Genomic DNA, 18,997 nt, shown 5'->3' with positions numbered 1-18,997 from the left:
GTCTCGAATCCAGCCAGTTTGCTTTTGGCGGCGTATTGGTCGATGTAGTGGCTGCAGCCAGCTTGAAGAGCACGCTCCACCCAGCTCAACGTGCACGCTTGAGTGGTTGCCGTATCCGGAATGCCAAATCGCGAAGCATGTGCCTTGAGAGATAGGGAAGCACGGCATTCCGTATCTCTTTATAGTCAGGGACTCTGCCAAGGATTTTCTCGCGTATCCTGCTCATTTCCTGCTGGCCAATGTCATTGATATTGGCAGAAGTCTTTTGGTGTTCATGAACCCGGAATGCACCCAGAAAGCGGGGGATGTGGGAAAATTTTGCACCGGCGTCCCGGAAACGGATCAGCAAATCCCAGTCCATGGCAAACCTGAATGATTCGTCGACTTGGGCGCCGGCCTTGTCCCAGATGCGTCGCCGCCAGAAGAGTGTTTCCTGCGGAATATAGTCTGCCCAAGACAATACGGTGTTGTCATGCCCTGGCATGATCCAGCGTCCAATGTCCATTCCATTTTGATCGATGAGCAAGCGGTCTCCATAGACCACGTCAACATCGGGATGGCGGGCAAAGTAGTCTGCGACGGTGCTCAAGGCACCCGGCAAGAGCAGGTCGTCTGAATTGAGCCACGCCATGATTTCACCCGTCGTTCGTGCGAAACCCCGGTTGATCGCTTGCGATTGCCCCGTATCCTTTTCTGATACCCATCCGGTTATTTTTGCTTCGAATTTTTTCAGGACGAAGATAGTTTCGTCCTGGGAGCCGCCATCCTGAATGAAATATTCCAGATTGGGATATTCTTGGTCCAGAACGCTTTTTATTGTTTTTTCAATGAAATTGCCCTGTTTGAAGGAAGGTGTAATCAGTGAAATTTTTGGGGGAATTGCAGATGATTGCGTCTTTGGTATCACTCCAGGCGGCATCATGGGCCTTGGCGCATACTGATTAAGATTGCCTAGCCGCGGCTTGAAGGGGGCTGCAATATGTCGGAAAATAGGACGCAATGGGCGAAATGCTGAAAAAGTGATATGTAAAATTATTCTGAAAGTACCAAGCAGTTGGTATGGTTTCCTGATGATTGCAAAGAACTTTGCAAGCCATTTTTTTGTATTATTTTTATATTCTTGCAATTCAATCTCCACTGAAACTGCACAGCGAAATGCTATGGCAAAATTCATACATTAGTGGGAAATTTTTGAGTGTCAATTTTGCGCAGAGGGTATTGCCATAAATTCTCCACTTGCCGGGAGTCCGAACATCCCAAGAAATGGTGCTGATTCTGTTTCGTAGTCCCAGTCAACCCTGAATGGCCCAAACCAGCCAGTACTGTCGATTTCTCTGCCCTTGTTGATGCCGGTTGGTTGGTGAATACCAATTTTCAAGGAATAAAGTCCCGCTTCCATGGCCAGCGTCACCTTGAACACAAAAACTGCACTGCTCCCTTTTTCTGTTTCGCAGTCTTCCACGCCCAGGCGCCGGGCATTGGTGACAAAAATGACCTGGTCAAAACGATTTTTTATTGCCAATGCCACTGTCGTGCCGACATCATCCAGATGGCTTTGGTAATGTACCTTTATATATAAATCAGAACCCATCCGGGCATGCCCGATTTCGTTCTCATTGTGATCCTGGATGCTCACTGCCATCAACCTGTTGCGAAGGTTTTGAGGTTTGGTCCAGAGCGCATTGTTGAAAATCATGGGATTTTGAGCATCCGCAGTGTCTGCAACAGGGGGTGAGGTGGATATTTTCGTGGTGCCTGCTGGCAGTATTGACGCATCCTCATTGAAATAGTGCCGTATCGCGGATCCACTGTCGCCCATGAATTGAGCCATGCCATGGCCCAAATAGAGGGCTGTTTTGCAAAGATCACGTACCGTCCCCATGTCGTGTGATACGAAAAGCAGGGTCAAACCGTCTTCCCGCATTTTTCGAAGGCGTCCAAAACATTTCTGCTGGAAGAAATAATCTCCTACGCTCAGTGCTTCATCAACAATCAATATATCTGGTGTCAATGCAACCTGTACGGCAAAAGCCAGGCGAACAAGCATGCCGCTCGAATAGGTTTTGACCTGCCGGTCCAGCACATCGCCAATATCGGCAAATGCGGCGATGTCGTCGAATTGGCGCTCTACATCTGATCGCGTCAATCCCATAAGCAAGCCATTTAGCAGGACGTTTTCCCGGCCTGTGTATTCCGGGTTGAACCCGCTGCCCAATTCCAGCAATGCGGCAACTCGCCCATTCACCTGTACCTTGCCGGTCGTCGGAGTCAGGGTCTGGGTCACTATTTCCAGCAAGGTACTTTTGCCACTGCCGTTGCGGCCGATGACCCCCAGCGATTCACCCCGCCTGACCTCGAGGTTGATGTCTTTCAGTGCCCATATTTCCCGCATTCCTTCAGTGTGCCTAGGAGACAATGCATGCAGGAGGCGTGAGCGCTGATTGTCGAATACCCGATAGCACTTGCTGACATTCTGTACGGAAATGACAATGTCCGACATCGCTCAAACCATGTCCGCAAACGTTGTGCGCAGCCGTCTGAACAGTATCAACGAGGCCCACGAAAAAGCACTGGCAAGGCCGGTATAGACCGCAAGCCCCAAGAAGGAGGGCAGTTCCCCTGTCAGAAGCACGAGGCGAAACTGCTCGACGATAAAGGTCAGAGGATTGAGCATCAGCAAATTCTTCAGCAACTCAGGGGCAGAATCCATGCTGTAGAAAATCGGGGTTAGGAAGAGAAGGCAGTGGCTGAGCATGCCTGTCAGCTGGCCGATGTCCTTCACCGTAACGCCCACAGCGGAGAGAAGCCATGCCAACCCCAGCAGCATGGGGGAAAAGCACAGCAGGATAAAGGGAAAAAGAAGCACCGTGGGTGAAGGCTTCCCCATGAAAGCTATATATCCCACCAGTAAAATCGCTGTACCCAGCAATGCCTGAAGGTAGGCCACTCCTACAGTAACGATGGGCAATAGCTCTAGTGGGAAAACCACCTTCTTCACGAAATTTGGGTTCCTGGCTATCAGAAGAGGTGATTTATTCAGGACTTCTGAAAATGCATTGAAAACAATCAACCCGGCGAATAACATGAATGCATAGTCAGCCGCGCTGCCTGCATTGTTCCAGCGAGACTTGAGAATTACTCCAAATGCGATGGTGTAGACGGCCAGTAAAAAGAGGGGTTGCGCCAGCGACCAAAATATTCCGCCAAAGGAGCCGCGATATTGGCTGGAAAATTCACGCTTGACGAGTTCAAGGACCAAACTGCGGTGCCGCCACAATGTGGTGGGAAGGCTAGATTGCATGGATTGCACATTCCATTTGAAATCGCGGCTGTATTGATTTGGTTGGTATAGTCATTAATCCCAGCCTATTATTGCGCGATGTGCATTGTCGAGAAGATCTGTGCTAGGCGGGCGGGTGGGGACGCTCTTATTGAATCATTGAAGGCTGCCCTGCAGCGGGGGGGGCTGTTCGATGCGCCGTCTGAACATGAAGTTTGCTCCAATGTGCTCGATTTTGCGGGGTTTGTCTTCCCTCAAAGTGCCAGGGAGGGCTGGGCCTGAAGATTTCCCGGCCCTTGTTTTCCCGGCCCTTGTCGACCTGGGCGGATGGGGAGGGCTCTCGCCCAGAGCCCCCACCTAGCGCGGAGCTTGTGACCGCCGCTGGCGGGCTCGCTCCAGGGCCGCAGCAATGGTGGCCTGGCGGGCAACCTGCGCCGTGGCGGTGTCTGCGAGGGATGCAGGGACAGGGCCGTTGTCAACGGAGGACGGAGGGGTTTCATCATCCGCGTCCGGTACTGCTTCCAAGGGCAGGCGTTCACGGTGTGCCTGGTAGCGCAGGCGCGCCTGTTGCGCCAAAGGACCAGACCATGCGGCCCAGCCGGTGGCATTCCCGCTGGCGTTTTCGAGCTGGATGCAATCCACAGGACACGCCGGGATGCACAGTTCGCAGCCGGTGCAATAGGGCTCGATAACGGTGTGCATTTTCTTGTGGGAGCCCACGATGGCATCGGTGGGGCAGGCCTTGATGCACAGCGTGCAGCCGATACACCAGGCTTCGTCGATGTGCGCCACGGTGCGTGGGGCTTCCACACCATGCTCCGCACTCAGCGGCAGCGGTGCTTGACCCGTGATGGCTGCGAGGCGGGCGATGCCCTCAGCGCCCCCCGGGGGGCACTGGTTGATGGGCACACCCTCTTCGGCAATGGCCAGGGCGTATGTGGCGCAGTCGGGATATCCGCAGCGTGTGCACTGCGTCTGGGGCAAGGCCGCGTCGATCCGCGCCGCAAGCGTGGAGACGGCGGCAGTTGATGCAGCAGCTGGCCCGGGGATGCTCAAGCCTTGCGCGCCGCATTGCGGCGAGTGCGAGTAGATGCCGCGGCGGTCACCGTAGTCTTCGCTGGCGTGGCAACGCCCATATCAGCGGGTGCGGCAGCGCCGGTGGGCTTGCTAGTGGTGGCTGCGGGTGCAGGTGCCACCCAGCGGGTGGCCACCGCCGCAGGCGCCTTGGCCGTAGGCTTGGTTGGCGTTTTGGCGGCTGCTTTGACGGGCGTTTTTGCAGCCGCTGTGGCGACGGGTTTGACGAGTGGCTTGGCAGCTGCCTTGGGAACAGGCGCTACGGCTTTTGTTGCTGCTGCTGTGCGCTGGGGCGGGTTATCGTCCGGCGTTTCCGTGACGGGGACTGCGATTTTCGCCTGGGGCTTTTCGTGCTCCAGGATGAAAGCGCGCACCTGGGGGTAGACCACTTCGCGCCAGCGCCGACCGCTGAAGATGCCATAGTGGCCCGCGCCCTTGGCCTCCAGGTGGCGCTGTTCCTTGCGCACGATGCCGCTGCACAGATCGTGCGCGGCTTCGGTCTGGCCCGAGCCGGAGATGTCGTCAAGCTCGCCTTCCACCGTGAACAGTGCGGTGGTGGTGATGTCCTGCGGGCGCACGCGCTCGATCTTGCCGTCGGGGGAGCGCACATCCCAAGTGCCGTGCACCAGTTTGTAGTCCTGGAAAACGGTCTGGATGGTTTCCAGGTAGTAGTCGGCGTCCATGTCGAGCACGGCGTTGTACTCGTCGTAGAACTTGCGGTGAGCCTCGACACTGGCGTCGTCGCCCTTGATCAGGTCCTTGAAGTAGTCGTAGTGGCTGCTGGCGTGGCGGTCAGGGTTCATGGCCACGAAGCCGGTGTACTGCAGAAAACCAGGGTACACGCGCCGCCCTGCGCCGGGGAAGTTCTCGGGCACGCGGTAGATCACGTTGTTCTCGAACCACTCAAAGCTACGGTTCGTCGCCAGGTTGTTCACCGAAGTCGGGGATTTGCGGGCGTCGATGGGGCCGCCCATCATGGTCATCGTCAGCGGCGTGGTTTCGCCACGGCTGGCCATCAGGGACACGGCGGCCAGCACGGGCACGGTGGGCTGGCACACGCTGATGACATGGCAGTTGCCATAGATGCCCTGCAGGTGGCGGATGAACTCCTGCACGTAATTCACGTAGTCGTCGAGGTGGAACTCACCATCGGCCAAGGGGACCAGCCGGGCATTCTTCCAGTCGGTGATGTAGACCTTGTGGTCCTTGAGCATGGTGCGCACGGTGTCGCGCAGCAAAGTGGCGTAGTGCCCCGACAAGGGCGCCACGATCAGCACCACAGGCTGGGTCTTGAGCTTGGTCAAGGTGGCGGTGTCGTCCGAGAAGCGCTTGAAGCGGCGCAGTTCGCAGAACGGCTTGTCCATCTCGATGCGTTCATGCACCGCCACACCAACGCCGTCCACATCCACCGAATGGATCTCGAAAGCGGGCTTTTCGTAGTCCTTGCCCAGGCGATACAGCAGTTCGTAGCCCGCAGACATGCGCTGCGCCAGCGGGCTTTCGCTGAAGGGGGACATGGGGTTGCTGAACAGCTTGGCAGCAGCCTGCGCGAAATCGGTAAAGGGCTCCATCAGGGAGCGCTGGGTTTCGTAGATGTGATACAGCATGGGCGAAACTCCGTTATGTTGCAGTGCAATATAACAGCACTTCGTAACAAGCGCATGGAGGAAAACCACCAATGCCAAGTCACCTATGCGACAGATCAAGGCGTCTCACTTGGAGCTTGTCCAATGAGCAGATGTCAATCAAATTGCTATTAAATAGATAGCTGCAAATTCAATGTGGACGAGCGGTAGGGCCCAATTTTTCTCAAATTACTGCAGCTTTGGCTCTGCCTGCTCCTGCAGCCACGCCTCGAACGACTCCCGGGCCGAGTTGCGCAGGGCGGGGCGGAACACGGTCTTGTTACTCAGGTACAGGCAATGCCGGATCACGGTATACGGATTGAAGCTGGCCTGTGGGTTTTGTTCTTCGAAGTGCTGCTTGTAGCGCTTGACCACGCCCACGGTCTCGCGCATCAGCGCATTGAAGCGGGCTCGCGTCATGCCACGGGACCACGCCTGGATGTCGTCCACAAAACCGTCTACCTTGGAAGGCTCGAACTCGAAGTCCTTGAAGAAGTGCGTTGCAATCTTGAGGAAGGTGAACGCGTTGAGCTCGCTGCTGGGGGCTTGGGCCTTGCTGGGGGCCTGCGGGTTGTCGGCGGTGGCAGGGTCGGGCAGCGGCTCGGCGGTTTCGTCGGGGGCTTGCAGCAGTTCGGCTGCCGTGGCGTCGCGGATCTGGCGGAACTCGCGGTCGGCCAGCTCGAACAGGGCTGACAGCACATTGATGCGGCGCTTGAGTTCGCCTGGAATCGACTTCTTGTACTTGATCCGGTGGTCCAGCACGCTCCAGGAGTCCTGGATGATGGTGCGCACCTGCAGCTCGAACGGCAGGTGGGCATAGGCTGCATGCTCAGGCTGCGTGCGTTCGGCATGGCTGAGCTTGAGGTCCAGATGCAGGCCCTTGTAGCCAAATGAGGCCTCGGTGCTTTCCACCGCCGTCACCTTGTCGGTGACATCGATCACGGCAAAGTGCCCGCGCACGATGGCCGCAATTTTCTCCAGCTCGTCCTCGTACAGGCACACCACACGCACGCCGACCAGGTCGGTGATGTAGTGCTGGATCTCGTAGGGCGTGTTGTTTTCCTCCAGCGCCGGGCGGTATTTGCGCACGAACTTGCGGATGCACTCATCCACATCCTTGACGCGGCCCTCCACCTTGGCGATCTCTACCCCACCCGACTGCGTGACCACGGCGGCCACCATGGCGGTGAAGGCGGTGCAGGCGGTATCCAGCGCAGCGGATTGCTCTGCGTAGAACGCGCGGAAATGGGATTCCTCCAGGTCGAAATCAAGCGATGGCATGCTGGTTCTTTGGTGTGCGAGGGTGGTGGGTGGGGGGCGTGCTCAGGCCCCTGGTGCGGTGTTGAGGATGGTGCGCAGGAAGCATATCCAACAATGCCCGCCCAGCGTTGCCCTGTGTGCAAAGTGTGTGGGCAAATTCTGCTTTCTTGTGCCGGACAGATGCCCATAATGGTGCAGATCGCCACGGCGGTGGCTTTTGCCGACCGTGGCGGGTATATCACCCAGAACGCCATGACCCAACATTCTCCGGCAGGGATCGTCGATGCAGCCGCTGGGTCCACACCCTTGGCGCCTTCCCCTGGAGGAGGGAAGGGGACCACCAGCCACCGGTGGGTTCCCGTGGTGCTGCCGCCGTTGGTGGGGCTGCTGACCCTGGGGCTGACGTTCTTGTACTGGCAGAGCGCCGAGAGCGGCGCCCGCGCCAAGCAGGAGCAGAACTTTCAGGTCGCGGCCGACCAGATCGCCTACAACCTCAAGGACCGGATGGCCACCTACGAGGTGGTGCTTCGCGGAGTCAAGGGGTATTTTGAAGGGTCCGAGCGCATCGACCGGGCCGAGTTTCAAGCCTATGTGGGGGCGCTCCAGCTGCGTGAAACGCGCCCTGGCCTGCAGGGGGTTTCGCTCGTCATGCAGCTACCCGCTTCGGCGCTGGCGGCACACCTCGATGACATGCGTCAGCGCGGTTTTGCCCAATACACCGTGCGCCCCGAAGGTGCGCGCGAGGTGCTGGCGCCCATCACCCACATCGAGCCCTTGGAGGGCAACAACCTCAAGGCGCTGGGATTCGATGTGCTGACACTTCCCCCAGCAAAGGAAGCACTGGACCGGGCCCGTGACACCGGAGAGCTCGCCTTGTCCGGCCAGTTGACGCTGCTGCAAAACAGCAGCCCGGGGCTGGTCATGTACATGCCGCTGTATGGCGCGGGCGTCGATACGCGCGCGGTGCATGGTCGGCGTGCAGGCCTTGCCGGCTGGGTGTCTGCGCCGTTCCTCCTGGAAGACGTGATCCACGGCATGTCGCGCGAGTTTGATGCCGACATCGGCTTTCGGATCACCGACGACACCAGCGCAGGCGCTCAAACCCTGCTATTTAGCAACGTTGTGCACCAGGCCGCTGTGCAGGGGGATGCCCCCTCGGGTCTGCAGGCACGGCGTGTGCTGGAACTGGGTGGCCGCCGCTGGGTGTTGCAGATGTCGCCCCTGCCTGCGTTTGCAGCGCGTTTTCAGGATGAGGGGCACCACCCTGTGGCCCTGATGGGCACGGTGCTGAGCCTGTTGCTGGCCTGGTTCACCTGGATCTTGGCCACGGGGCGCGAGCGGGCCGTGGCACTGGCGCGCGACATGACGGCGGAGCTGCGCGCCACGCGCGATGACCTGGAGAGCACGCTCAACGCCATCCCCGACCTGTTGTTTGAGGTGGGGCTGGATGGCTGCATCTACCACTACCGGTCGGCGCGGTCCGAAGCACTGGCCGTGCCGCCCGAGATGTTTCTGGGTCGCCTGCTGCGCGACGTGGTCCCTCCCGAGGCCGCCGCTGGCTGCCATGCAGCGCTGGAGGCCGCGCACCGCACGGGCTATTCGGCGGGCCACCAGTACCGCCTGGAACTCCAGGGTACTACGCACTGGTTTGAGTTGTCCATTGCCCGCAAGGAAAGCGCCACTTCGGGCGATGAACCCCGGTTTATCGCGCTCTCGCGCGACATCACCGAGCGCAAGCAGGCCGAGGCGCGCACGCACCAGCTGGCTTATTTCGACGCGCTCACCGGCCTGCCCAACCGGCGCATGCTCCTGGACCGCATGGAGCACGCCTTGCGCAGCGCCCAGCAAACAGCGCAGGTGGGCGCCGTGCTGTACATCGACCTCGACAACTTCAAGCAGATCAACGACGCGCGGGGGCACACGCTGGGCGACACGCTGCTCATGCAGGTGGCGCAGCGCCTCACGCAACAGTTGCGCCCCGGCGACACCGTGGCCCGCCTGGGTGGGGACGAGTTTGTGGTGCTGGCGCACAACGTGGCGACCGACATGGAGGCCGCCGGGCGCCAGGCCCTGCTGGTGGCCGAGGAGATCCGCACTGCGCTGGAGGCGCCATACACCATCGACACCCACCTCTACAGCACCACCGGCAGCATCGGCATCACACTGTTCCCCAAGCGCGGCGAAGGCGTCGAAGATCTGCTGCGCGAGGCCGACACCGCCATGTACCGCGCCAAGGACCTGGGCCGCAACCGCATCCGCTTTTATGAGGCGGCCATGCAGGCCGATGTGCAGGAACGCCTGGCGCTGGAGCAGGACCTGAAGAAAGCCCACGCCCTGGGCCAGTTGGCTGCATTCGTGCAGAGCCAGGTGGACGCATCCGGCACCGTGGTGGGCGGCGAGTTGCTGATGCGCTGGGACCACCCCACGCGCGGCAATGTGCCGCCCGGCCGCTTCATCCCCATCGCCGAAGCCTCGGGCCTGATCCTGCGCATGGGCGACTGGATGATCCAGCAGGCCTGCGAAACCCTGGCCCGCCTGCAGGCTGCGGGGCGCGAGCTGTCGCTGTCGGTCAACGTGAGCGAGCGGCAGTTCCGCCAGGATGACTTTGTCGAGCGTGTGCGCCACATGCTGGCCCACACCGGCGCCCATCCAGCCAACCTGATCCTCGAAGTGACCGAGAGCCTGCTCATCGAGGATCTGGACGACACCATCGCCCGCATGACCGAAATCGTGGGCCTGGGCGTGCGCTTTTCCATCGACGACTTCGGCACTGGTTATTCGAGCCTGGCCTACCTCAAGCGGCTGCCGCTGTACGAGCTCAAGATCGACAAAAGTTTTGTGGACGACACCCCCGACGACCCGAGCGACACCGCCATCGTGCAGTCCATCATCTCGGTCGCCAGCCACCTGAACCTGCGCGTGGTGGCCGAGGGTGTGGAAACCCGTGCACAAGCAGATTTTCTGGTGGCGAGCCAGTGTGACTGCCTTCAGGGCTACCTGTTCGGTCGGCCGGAGCCGCTGGCGGCGTGGCTGGGTAGGCTGACTTCACCGCAATGACGCGCTGCGCGCTTGGGGAAAGTGCTGCACCGCCTAACCAGGAGCCGAAGGCGGCTCAATGGGCCACGAACGCCCAGCGTTCATGGTCCCGCCAGCGGCCATTGATCTTGAGGTAGCGGGGCGCAAAGCCTTCTTGCCGGAAGCCACAAGCCCGCACCAGCGCAATGGACGCTGCGTTGCCGGGCTGGATGTTGGCCTCCAGCCGGTGCAGCTTCAGTGGTCCAAAAGCCTGGCGCAGCAGCTGTTGCATGCCCGCACGCATCAGACCCTGGCGCTCGTAACCGGCGAAGACGTAGTAGCCCAGGTAAGCGCTGCGAAAGTTGCCCATCACGATCTGTGAGAGATTGAAGACACCCGCGATCTGTTCGCCTTCGCCCGCGCTGGGCGGCCGGCACACCAGAAAACCCTGATTCGCAGGCGTCTCCATCTGCGCCAGATAGTCTGCAAACGACTCGGGGGTCGATGGCGCCGAGGTCCAGGGCGTATGCAGGGCCTGGCTGCGCTGGGCCATAGCGACAAAGCGCTCTGCATCCGCTGCCACGGGTGCGCGCAAGGCGACGGGCGCGGTGGCTTGGGTTTTTACGCGCACTTGCATACGCTTTGGTTCTGCCCGCAAGCCATCACCCTGCTGGGCGGCGTCAGGCAGCCAGGGCCTGGGCTGCTGGGTCTGCAGAAGATTCAGGCGCGTTGGCATACGCCTGCACCGCCAACGCATGCACCTCGCGCGCAGGGCGGTCCTTCAGCAAATGGTTGCTCCACACCTGGCGCCAGATGCGTGCGCCAGGCAGGCTGTGGCGCAGGCCCAGCATGTGGCGGGCGATGTGGGGCCAAGGGGTGCCGTACTGGGCAGCCTCGCGCTCCATGTATTCGACCATCGCCAGCTCCACCTCTTCGCGGGTCAGGGGGCAGGGTACGCCGCCTTGTTCTCCGTAGTAAAGCTGGTCCCAGCGGGCCAGCCACCAGGGGTTGTGGTACGCCTCGCGACCGATCATCACGCCGTCCAGGTGCGTGAGCTGCTCTTGCACCACCGCATCGGTGGTGATGCCGCCGTTGATGGCGATGGTGAACTGCGGAAACTCGGCCTTGAGCTGGTGCACCACCTCGTAGCGCAGGGGCGGGACATCGCGGTTTTCCTTGGGGGAGAGGCCTTGCAGCCACGCGTTGCGCGCATGAACGATGAACACGGTGCACCCAGCGTCCGCCACGGTGCCGATGAAGTCGCGCACGAAGCCGTAGTCCTCCACCTTGTCGATGCCGATGCGGTGCTTGACGGTGACGGGCACGCTCACCACGTCCTTCATGGCCTTCACGCAGTCGGCCACCAGCTGGGGCGACTTCATCAGGCTGGCGCCAAACGCGCCACGCTGCACGCGGTCGCTGGGGCAGCCGCAGTTCAGGTTGATTTCGTCGTAGCCCCATTCCTCACCCAGCTTGGCGGCCTGGGCCAGCTTGTCGGGCTCGTTGCCGCCCAGCTGCAGGGCCACGGGGTGCTCTTCGGCGTTGTAGCGCAGGTGCCGCTCGGTACCGCCATGGATGATGGCGCCCGCGTTCACCATCTCGGTGTACAGCAGGGTCTGGCGGGTCAGCAGCCGGTGAAAGTAACGACAGTGGCGGTCGGTCCAGTCCATCATCGGGGCGACGGACATGCGCCAGGGGCTCAAGGTGGGTTCCACGGGCAAACTAGAAAGCGGGGAGGGAGAGGGTTGCATGGGGGGTGCTGTTAGGGAGGCGGGCACCCGCCGGGCTGCAACCGGAAAGGCTGGATTATCCCACCGACCTCGCGGCCAGCACCAGCGTGTGGTTTTGAATGAAAATGGGCTCTAGCGCTTATCTAGCAAGCGCTGATAGCTATCAAAAACAAAGCATGCGAATGGCTTGCAACAAAGCGCTGTGCGGTTGCGCCCTTCGGCGTGCTAGCCCGCCGGCTGCGCCCCTTCGCGCAGCCCATAGCGGCGCACCACCTGGGCGCGTTGGCGCGGGTCGATGTTGATGTGGGTTGCATCGCGCCCCGTCATGGCCAGCAGGCGTGGGTCCATCACGCGGCGCCACAGGGGCGGTACGTAGGCCAGGGTGAACATGCCGAAGTAGCCAATCGGTAGCTGCGGCACATGGTCGAAATGCCGCAGCGACTGGTAGCGCCGCAGCGGGTGAGCGTGGTGGTCCGAGTGCCGCTGCAGATGAAACAGCGCCCAGTTGGAGAACAGGTGGTTGCTGTTCCACGAATGGTGTGGCTGGCAGGGTTCGTAGCGGCCGCTGGCGTCTTGCGTGCGCAGCAGGCCGTAGTGCTCGACATAGTTGGCCGAGGTGAGCTGAAAGTTGGCCCAGAACGAGGCCACCACCAGAAACGGCAGCACGAAAGGGCCCAGCCACAGGGCCAGGGCGGTCCATAGCAGCAGGGTAATCAGCGCGGGCTGCAGGATTTCGTTGTGCCAGGAAAACAGTGGTTGTTGCTGGCGCGCCAGCCGGTCTTTTTCCAGCGCCCAGGCCCGGCGCAGGGCGCCGGGCATTTCGCGCAGCGCGAAGCGGTAGATCGACTCGCCCATGCGCGACGACGCCGGGTCGGCCGGGGTCGCCACGTCACGGTGGTGGCCCCGGTTGTGTTCGATGAAGAAGTGCCCGTAGGCCGTGGGTGCCAGTACCAGCTTGGCCAGCCAGCGTTCGAGCTTGGAGTTCTTATGGCCCAGCTCATGCCCCAGGTTGATGCAGAAGCCGCCCACCGTGCCCGTGGTCAGCACCATGGCCAGCACACCATGCCAGGGCAGGGGCTGCGTGGCCACAAACCAGGTGCTGAAGATGAATGCCGCCCACAGCACCGGCACCAGCAGGTAGGTGATGCGGCGGTAGTAGCGGTCTCGCTCCAGCGCCGGGACGGCGGATTCGGGTGGGTTGCTCTGGTCCACGCCCAGCAGCCAGTCCAGCAACGGCGCTACCAAGTAGAAAAATGCCACCGGCGTCCACAGCGCCAGCGCCTCGCCAGTCCAGAGCATGAGCGCTGGGCCCACGGCCACGGTGCAGGGCACGACCAGCGACAACAGCCACGCATACCGCTTGCGGTCGCGGTAGGTGGTGTCGTCGTAGCGGGTGGCTTGCAGCATGGTCCAGGGCGTGGCGTGGTGGGTCGGCTCCGGGGAAGGAGAGTCATGCCAGTCATTCTGGTCAAGCGCCTTCGAAATGCCAGATATTTGACCAAAATGAGGCCGGGAGAAGATTGTTGACAATGCCGCCGCCAGAGCTTTTCCGGGGGCGAGGTTGCCCTGCCTCAAAACCGGGCATAGGCGCTATCGGCGATACTCCCGGCGCTTGCGATTGACGGTGGCACGACAGCCGCTGCCTTGTTTTCTGCCTCCCCCTCATGCACCACACCATTTTTGACACTCCGGTTGTCAACACGCTCCTGCGCGCTTTTTCCCGTTTCACACTACGCATCACCGGCTGGAAGATCGAAGGCGCCTTGCCCGCCCACGCCGCCAAAAGCGTGCTGATTGCCGCGCCCCACACCAGCAACTGGGACTTGCCTTACACGCTAATGCTGGCGTTCTCGCTGCGCTTGCGGGTGTACTGGATGGGCAAGCAAAGCCTTTTCAAGGCGCCGTTTGGTGGCGTGATGCGCTGGCTGGGCGGCATTCCGGTGAACCGGGAGCAGTCCAGCAACCTGGTCGCCACGTCGGCCCAGGCTATGCGGGAGGCCGATGGCCCCATGCAGCTCATCGTGCCGCCCGAGGGCACCCGCGGCAAAACGCGGCACTGGAAAACGGGCTTTTATTTCATCGCCCAGCAGGCCGGCGTGCCCATCGTGCTCGCGTTTGTGGACTACGGCCGCAAGGTGGGCGGACTGGGGCCAGTGTTCGAGCCTACGGGCGACCTGGACGGCGACATGGCGCGCATCAAGGCGTTTTATGCGCCGATCCAGGGGAAGAACCCGAAGCAATTCGAGACCTGATGCAGGTCATTGAATTTTGGTGAAATTTTGGCTCTATCGCTTATATATAAAGCGCAAGCAGCTATCAAAAATGAAGTGAATGTGGGCGTTAATGGTGCTCACGCCCCCACACTGCGGCGATCAATCTTGCGGCTGAGCACGATGCTGGTCTGCGTCTGGTGCACGCCGTCCAGTTGGCCCACCTTGTCGAGCAGGGTGTCGAGCTGCTCATGGCTCGCGCAGCGCAAGTACACAAGGTAGTCAAACGGCCCGCTCACAGCCGACACTTCTTCGACCTCGGCCATGGCCTCCAGCGCGCGCAGCACGGCGGGCGCTGTTTTGGGCAGCACGCTGATGCTGCACCAGGCCCGCACGGTGGTGGCATCGAGCCGGGTGCCCAGCCGCACCCCGTAACCCGCGACCACCCCCGAACGCTCCAGCCGCGCGATGCGCGCCACCACGGTGGTGCGGGCCAGCCCCAGCTTGCGTGCCAGCGTGGCCGTGCCCTCGCGGGCATTGGCCTGCAGCAGGCTCAGCAGCTGGCGGTCGGTGTCGTCCAGGGGTTGTGTCATGGGCTTCTACCCAAAAAGTCATAACGCCCATCATATTCGCCGTTATGGCAAAACAAAGAGCGTTTCTCGACGTTATTGGCGCTACACATTGACAGTACCCTTGCCTAGCATCAAGGCATCTTCAACACCGCTCACTGCTTCACGCAGTGACCACTACCGGGAGTGCCGCCATGACCACCCTTTCCAACACGTCCACCTCCTCCCACACCGCCACCCACCGCGCCATCACCATCCTGGGCGCGGGCCACATCGGCTTTGCCATGGCGCTGCTGCTGCAGCAGGCCGGCGACTACGACATCCTGGTGGTGGACCGCGATCCGGCGCGCCTGGCCGAGGTAGCGGCCCTGGGCGTATCTACCCAGTTGGCGACAGACGACGCAAGCCTGCAGACCTCCATCGACGGCCGTTTTGCCGTGCTGAACGCGCTGCCGTTTCACCGCGCCGTGCCGGTGGCGACGCTTTGTGCCGCAGCCGGAGTGCACTACTTTGACCTGACCGAAGACGTGGCAAGCACCCAGGCCATCCGGGCACTGGCGGCCAACGCCCGCAGCGTGCTCATGCCCCAATGTGGCCTGGCCCCGGGTTTCATCGGCATCGTGGGCAATGATTTGGCGCGCCGTTTTGACACCCTCCACACGCTGCGCATGCGCGTGGGCGCGCTTCCGCGCTACCCCCAGGGCGCCCTGCGCTACAACCTGACCTGGAGCACCGAAGGGCTCATCAACGAATACTGCAACCCCTGCGAGGCCATTGTGGACGGAGTGCGCACCACAGTGCCCGCGCTGGAAGGGTTGGAAACCTTTGCGCTCGACGGTGTGGAATACGAGGCGTTCAACACCTCCGGCGGGCTGGGCACTTTGACGGAAACGCTGGCAGGCAAGGCGCGCCAGGTGGACTACCAGTCCATCCGCTACCCCGGCCACAACGCCATCCTGAAGCTGCTGCTCAACGACCTGCGCTTGCGTGACCGGCGCGATCTGCTCAAGGACATTCTGGAGACGGCCATTCCGACCACCGACCAGGATGTGATCGTGGTGTTTGCCACAGCATCCGGCCTGAAGGGCGGGCGGCTGGTGCAGGACTCGTACTCCGCCCGCATCGTGGGCACTCAGGTGGGGGGGCACACAATTAGCGCTATCCAGCTCACCACGGCGGCGGGCATCTGCACGGCGCTGGATCTGGTGGCCCAGGGACGGTTGCCTCAGCGGGGTTTTGTAGGTCAGGAAGCGTTGGGGCTGGGGGATTTTCTGGCTAACCGGTTTGGGGTGGCATATGCGGGGGAGCGCCTAAAAGCAGATTTAGCCGTATAAAATAAAAAATTGAAATTTATACGGCTAATGGACTATCTTCCCCTTCCGGACAGTGCCGCGCGGCAGTTCATCGACTCGATCACCATCTTCGAGGAGTACCAGCGCACCCGCAAACAGGCATCGCAATATGCGGGCGGCATGTACTGGAAGGCACAAGGCCCCTACGAATACCTTGTAAAGACCCAGCGCGACAACAGCCAAGAGCGCATCGGACCGCGCAATGAACAAACGGAGGGGGTCTACAAAGAGTTCACAAGTCGCAAGACAGCCGTGGAGGACCGTCTCAAGACTCTGCGCGCTGCGCTCACTGGCGCTCAGCGGCTGAACAAGGCCTTGAAAGTCGGCCGTACCCCTGCGATGGTGATCGACATTCTGCAGGCGCTCGAAGACGCGGGCCTGGCGGAGCACTTCACCGTGGTTGGGACGCATTCGCTGTATGCGTACGAAAGCGCAGCGGGTGTGCGCATCGTGCAAGGCGCATCGGCTACGCAGGATGTGGATCTGCTGTGGGATGCCCGCCGCAGGGTGCGGTTCATCACCGAGATGGAGCGTTCGGACGTGTCGATGCTTCAGGTGCTGCAACGCGCAGACTCCACCTTCCAGCGCAAGGAAGGTCAAAACGAGACTGCCATCAACGCCAAAGGCTTTGAGGTGGACTTCCTGCGCAGGATGGCCGAGGGCGATGATCCGCACCCCTTCCGCTTCTCTTCCGACGAGGATGATCTGTGGCCTGTGCAGGCCGTCCGCGCTTCGGTACTGACCACCGCGCCGCGCTTCGAGCACGTTGTGGCATCGGCCACCGGACACATGGCGATGATGCGCACCATCGCTCCGGCAACCTTCGTGAAATTCAAGCGTTGGATGGCAGAAAAAGCCCCCGCGCGCGAACCACTCAAGCGCAACCGGCACCGCCGCCAGGCCGACATCGTTCAAGGTCTGCTCGACCAAGGAATGCTGGTGTCCTGACGGTGAACTTCCGAGGGGTTAGCGTCCGCTAGGCTTCTGGTACATCCCCTCAATCGCTTCGGCAAAGTGCGCCATCAGGTTGTTGCGCTTGAGCTTGAGCGTGGGCGTCATGAAGGTGTTTTCAATCGTCCAGGGCGTGAGCGTCAGGTGCACCGCACGCGGCACGGCATACCGGGCAAAGCTGGCGGTGTTCTTTTCGATGCGGGCCAGCACGGCGCGGTGCACGCTGGGGTGGTTCAGGCTGTCGGCGTCTTGGGTCGAAAGACCCAGATCGCCCGCCAGCCGCTGCCATTCATCACGCTTGAGCACGGCCACGCAGGCGATGAAGGGGCGGTTTTCGCCCACTACAAAGGCCTGCTCCAACAAAGGGTCGGCCAGCAAGGCCAGCTCCAGGTCGCCCGGCGGGATCTTTTCGCCGGTGGAGGTGACGATGATTTCCTTGATTCGGCCCTTGATGTAGATGCGGCCGTTCACGATCTCGGCTTGGTCGCCCGTGCCCAGCCAACCGTCGGCGCTCAATATCTTTGCCGTGTCTTCAGGGCGCTTCCAGTAGCCCTTCATCACGATGGGGCCACGCACCTGCAGCTCGCGGTTGTCGCCGATGCGCACGTCCACACCGGGCAGGGCCTTGCCCACGCAGGCGGGGTCGTTATCCTCCAGAGAATTCACCGACACCACGGGCGCAGTTTCGGTCATGCCATAGCCCTGCACCAGCGGCAGGCCCAGGCCCAAAAAACACTTGGCGATGGTCGGCGACAGCGGCGCGCCGCCGCTCACTGCCACCCGCACGCGGCCGCCAAATTGGGCCAGTAGCGGCTTTGCCACCAGGGCCTGCAGCACCGGCCAGGGCAGGGCAGCCATCCAGCCTGCGGCCTGGCTGCTGGCGTCGGGAGTCGGCGCGGGCAAGCCTTGGGCGGCGCAAAACCGCGCCCAGCCCTTGTTCTGCGCGGCTTCATACAGCTGCGTCTTCCAGGGCGTGGGTGACAACTTTTCGAGCAGCTTGGCGTGGATGCGCTCGTAAATGCGCGGCACCGACACCAGCACAGTGGGTCGTATGGTTTTCAGGTCTTCCGCCAGCTGGGGCACCGAGCGCGCATAGGCCACGCAGCTGCCCGCCGCAATCGGCAGGTAGTACCCACCCGTGCGTTCAAACGTGTGCGACAGCGGCAGGAACGACAGGAACACGTCCTCCACCGTGGGCGCAATGCGCTCCAGCACGGCCTTCACGTCGCTGATCACGTTGTGGTGCGTGAGCATCACGCCCTTGGGCTTGCCCGTGGTGCCAGAGGTGTAGACGATGGCCGCCAGGTCGTCTGCCTCCGGGGCTTTTGGAACGGGTGCGCTGCCCGCATGCGCCGCACCGGCCAGCCATTGCGCCAGCGAACCGACCGCAGGGCCGTCCCCAGACGCTGGTATTGCGGTGAGCGAGGCGCCGTCATCTGTGATGACCACTGCACGCAGGGCCGGAAATGGCGTGCCGACGGCCTGAATTTTTTCCCACTGCTCCACGTGGCTCACAAAGAGCATCGACGCCTCGCAGTCGGCCAGGATGTAGGCAATGCTGCCGGGGTTGTCGATGGCATGCAGCGGCACGGGAACGCAGCCGGTGGCCAAGGTTGCCTGGTCCGCGCACATGGCGTTCAGGCCGTTGGGCAGCAGGATGGCGATGCGCGCCGCTGCGGGCAGTTGCAGGGATATCAGCGCCTGCGCCCAGGTCGCAATGCGTTGTGCTGCCTGTGCCCAACTGAGGCTTTTCCAGGACTGGTGGGCGGGGTCGTATGCGCGGTAGGCTTCACCCTGCGGCGTCTGGCCTACGCGGTAGGCCAGCAATTGAGGAAGCGTCTGAACGTCAGAAATTGAGGTGGGGGTGGTGGTGGAGGTCATCTAGCTCGCAAAGAGGGCCGCAACAGGGCTTGAAATCGGGCGCGCGGTCA

At 61.5% G+C, this 18,997-nt stretch carries 15 protein-coding genes; 4 read left to right on the top strand and 11 right to left on the bottom strand.

The window, feature by feature from the left end:
- Nucleotides 1-85: 85 nt before the first annotated feature.
- The 6 genes from EXV95_RS04925 to EXV95_RS04900 form a co-directional block, all read right to left on the bottom strand.
- Nucleotides 86-1,174, bottom strand: coding sequence for a glycosyltransferase family 2 protein (locus EXV95_RS04925; RefSeq protein WP_176886027.1), 1,089 nt, complete (start codon nucleotides 1,172-1,174; stop codon nucleotides 86-88).
- A 24-nt stretch (nucleotides 1,175-1,198) separates the two neighbouring features.
- The gene (locus EXV95_RS04920) at nucleotides 1,199-2,500 is read right to left on the bottom strand and encodes an ABC transporter ATP-binding protein (RefSeq protein ID WP_176886026.1); all 1,302 of its coding nucleotides are present in this window, start codon (nucleotides 2,498-2,500) and stop codon (nucleotides 1,199-1,201) included.
- 3 nt (nucleotides 2,501-2,503) lie between these two features.
- Nucleotides 2,504-3,301, bottom strand: a complete 798-nt coding sequence (locus EXV95_RS04915; protein WP_255484923.1) for an ABC transporter permease — start codon at nucleotides 3,299-3,301, stop codon at nucleotides 2,504-2,506.
- A 336-nt stretch (nucleotides 3,302-3,637) separates the two neighbouring features.
- On the bottom strand, nucleotides 3,638-4,330 hold the full coding sequence (locus EXV95_RS04910) for an RnfABCDGE type electron transport complex subunit B (protein ID WP_370460255.1): 693 nt from the start codon (nucleotides 4,328-4,330) through the stop codon (nucleotides 3,638-3,640).
- Between the two features lie 2 nt (nucleotides 4,331-4,332).
- Nucleotides 4,333-5,961, bottom strand: coding sequence for a polyhydroxyalkanoate depolymerase (gene phaZ / locus EXV95_RS04905; protein ID WP_176886024.1), 1,629 nt, complete (start codon nucleotides 5,959-5,961; stop codon nucleotides 4,333-4,335).
- Between the two features lie 207 nt (nucleotides 5,962-6,168).
- Complete coding sequence (locus EXV95_RS04900; RefSeq protein WP_176886023.1) at nucleotides 6,169-7,260, bottom strand: GTP pyrophosphokinase family protein; 1,092 nt, start codon at nucleotides 7,258-7,260, stop codon at nucleotides 6,169-6,171.
- Between the two features lie 231 nt (nucleotides 7,261-7,491).
- Between EXV95_RS04900 and EXV95_RS04895 the strand changes: the two genes are divergently transcribed.
- Nucleotides 7,492-10,296, top strand: coding sequence for an EAL domain-containing protein (locus EXV95_RS04895; protein WP_176886022.1), 2,805 nt, complete (start codon nucleotides 7,492-7,494; stop codon nucleotides 10,294-10,296).
- Nucleotides 10,297-10,351: 55 nt separating this feature from the next.
- On the opposite strand, the gene EXV95_RS04890 is transcribed toward EXV95_RS04895, so the two are convergent.
- From EXV95_RS04890 to EXV95_RS04880, 3 genes are all read right to left on the bottom strand, one after another.
- Nucleotides 10,352-10,891, bottom strand: coding sequence for a GNAT family N-acetyltransferase (locus EXV95_RS04890; RefSeq protein ID WP_176886021.1), 540 nt, complete (start codon nucleotides 10,889-10,891; stop codon nucleotides 10,352-10,354).
- A 43-nt stretch (nucleotides 10,892-10,934) separates the two neighbouring features.
- A complete protein-coding gene (gene dusA, locus EXV95_RS04885; RefSeq protein ID WP_370460190.1) occupies nucleotides 10,935-11,942 on the bottom strand; it encodes a tRNA dihydrouridine(20/20a) synthase DusA in 1,008 nt (335 codons plus the stop codon).
- Between the two features lie 267 nt (nucleotides 11,943-12,209).
- Nucleotides 12,210-13,391: an alkane 1-monooxygenase gene (locus tag EXV95_RS04880; RefSeq protein ID WP_176886019.1), complete on the bottom strand. Its 1,182-nt coding sequence runs from the start codon at nucleotides 13,389-13,391 to the stop codon at nucleotides 12,210-12,212.
- Between the two features lie 257 nt (nucleotides 13,392-13,648).
- Here EXV95_RS04880 and EXV95_RS04875 point away from each other — a divergent pair, with 257 nt between their 5' ends.
- Nucleotides 13,649-14,236, top strand: coding sequence for a lysophospholipid acyltransferase family protein (locus tag EXV95_RS04875; protein WP_176886018.1), 588 nt, complete (start codon nucleotides 13,649-13,651; stop codon nucleotides 14,234-14,236).
- 98 nt (nucleotides 14,237-14,334) lie between these two features.
- Here EXV95_RS04875 and EXV95_RS04870 read toward each other — a convergent pair whose 3' ends face one another.
- A complete protein-coding gene (locus EXV95_RS04870; protein WP_176886017.1) occupies nucleotides 14,335-14,787 on the bottom strand; it encodes an Lrp/AsnC family transcriptional regulator in 453 nt (150 codons plus the stop codon).
- A gap of 170 nt (nucleotides 14,788-14,957) precedes the next feature.
- On the opposite strand from EXV95_RS04870, the gene EXV95_RS04865 reads away from it, so the two are divergent.
- The gene (locus EXV95_RS04865) at nucleotides 14,958-16,097 is read left to right on the top strand and encodes a saccharopine dehydrogenase family protein (RefSeq protein WP_176886016.1); all 1,140 of its coding nucleotides are present in this window, start codon (nucleotides 14,958-14,960) and stop codon (nucleotides 16,095-16,097) included.
- A gap of 27 nt (nucleotides 16,098-16,124) precedes the next feature.
- Nucleotides 16,125-17,063: a GSU2403 family nucleotidyltransferase fold protein gene (locus EXV95_RS04860; protein ID WP_176886015.1), complete on the top strand. Its 939-nt coding sequence runs from the start codon at nucleotides 16,125-16,127 to the stop codon at nucleotides 17,061-17,063.
- A gap of 18 nt (nucleotides 17,064-17,081) precedes the next feature.
- On the opposite strand, the gene EXV95_RS04855 is transcribed toward EXV95_RS04860, so the two are convergent.
- Nucleotides 17,082-18,947 (bottom strand): long-chain fatty acid--CoA ligase, encoded by a 1,866-nt coding sequence (locus tag EXV95_RS04855; RefSeq protein WP_176886014.1) that lies wholly within the window; start codon nucleotides 18,945-18,947, stop codon nucleotides 17,082-17,084.
- Between the last annotated feature and the right edge of the window lie 50 nt (nucleotides 18,948-18,997).

It is taken from the genome of Acidovorax sp. JMULE5, from assembly GCF_013376875.1.
GTDB classification, from domain to species: domain Bacteria; phylum Pseudomonadota; class Gammaproteobacteria; order Burkholderiales; family Burkholderiaceae_C; genus Acidovorax; species Acidovorax facilis.
The sequence above is the reverse complement of the archived record's forward strand: the minus strand, read 5'-3'. Positions and strand labels throughout refer to the sequence as shown.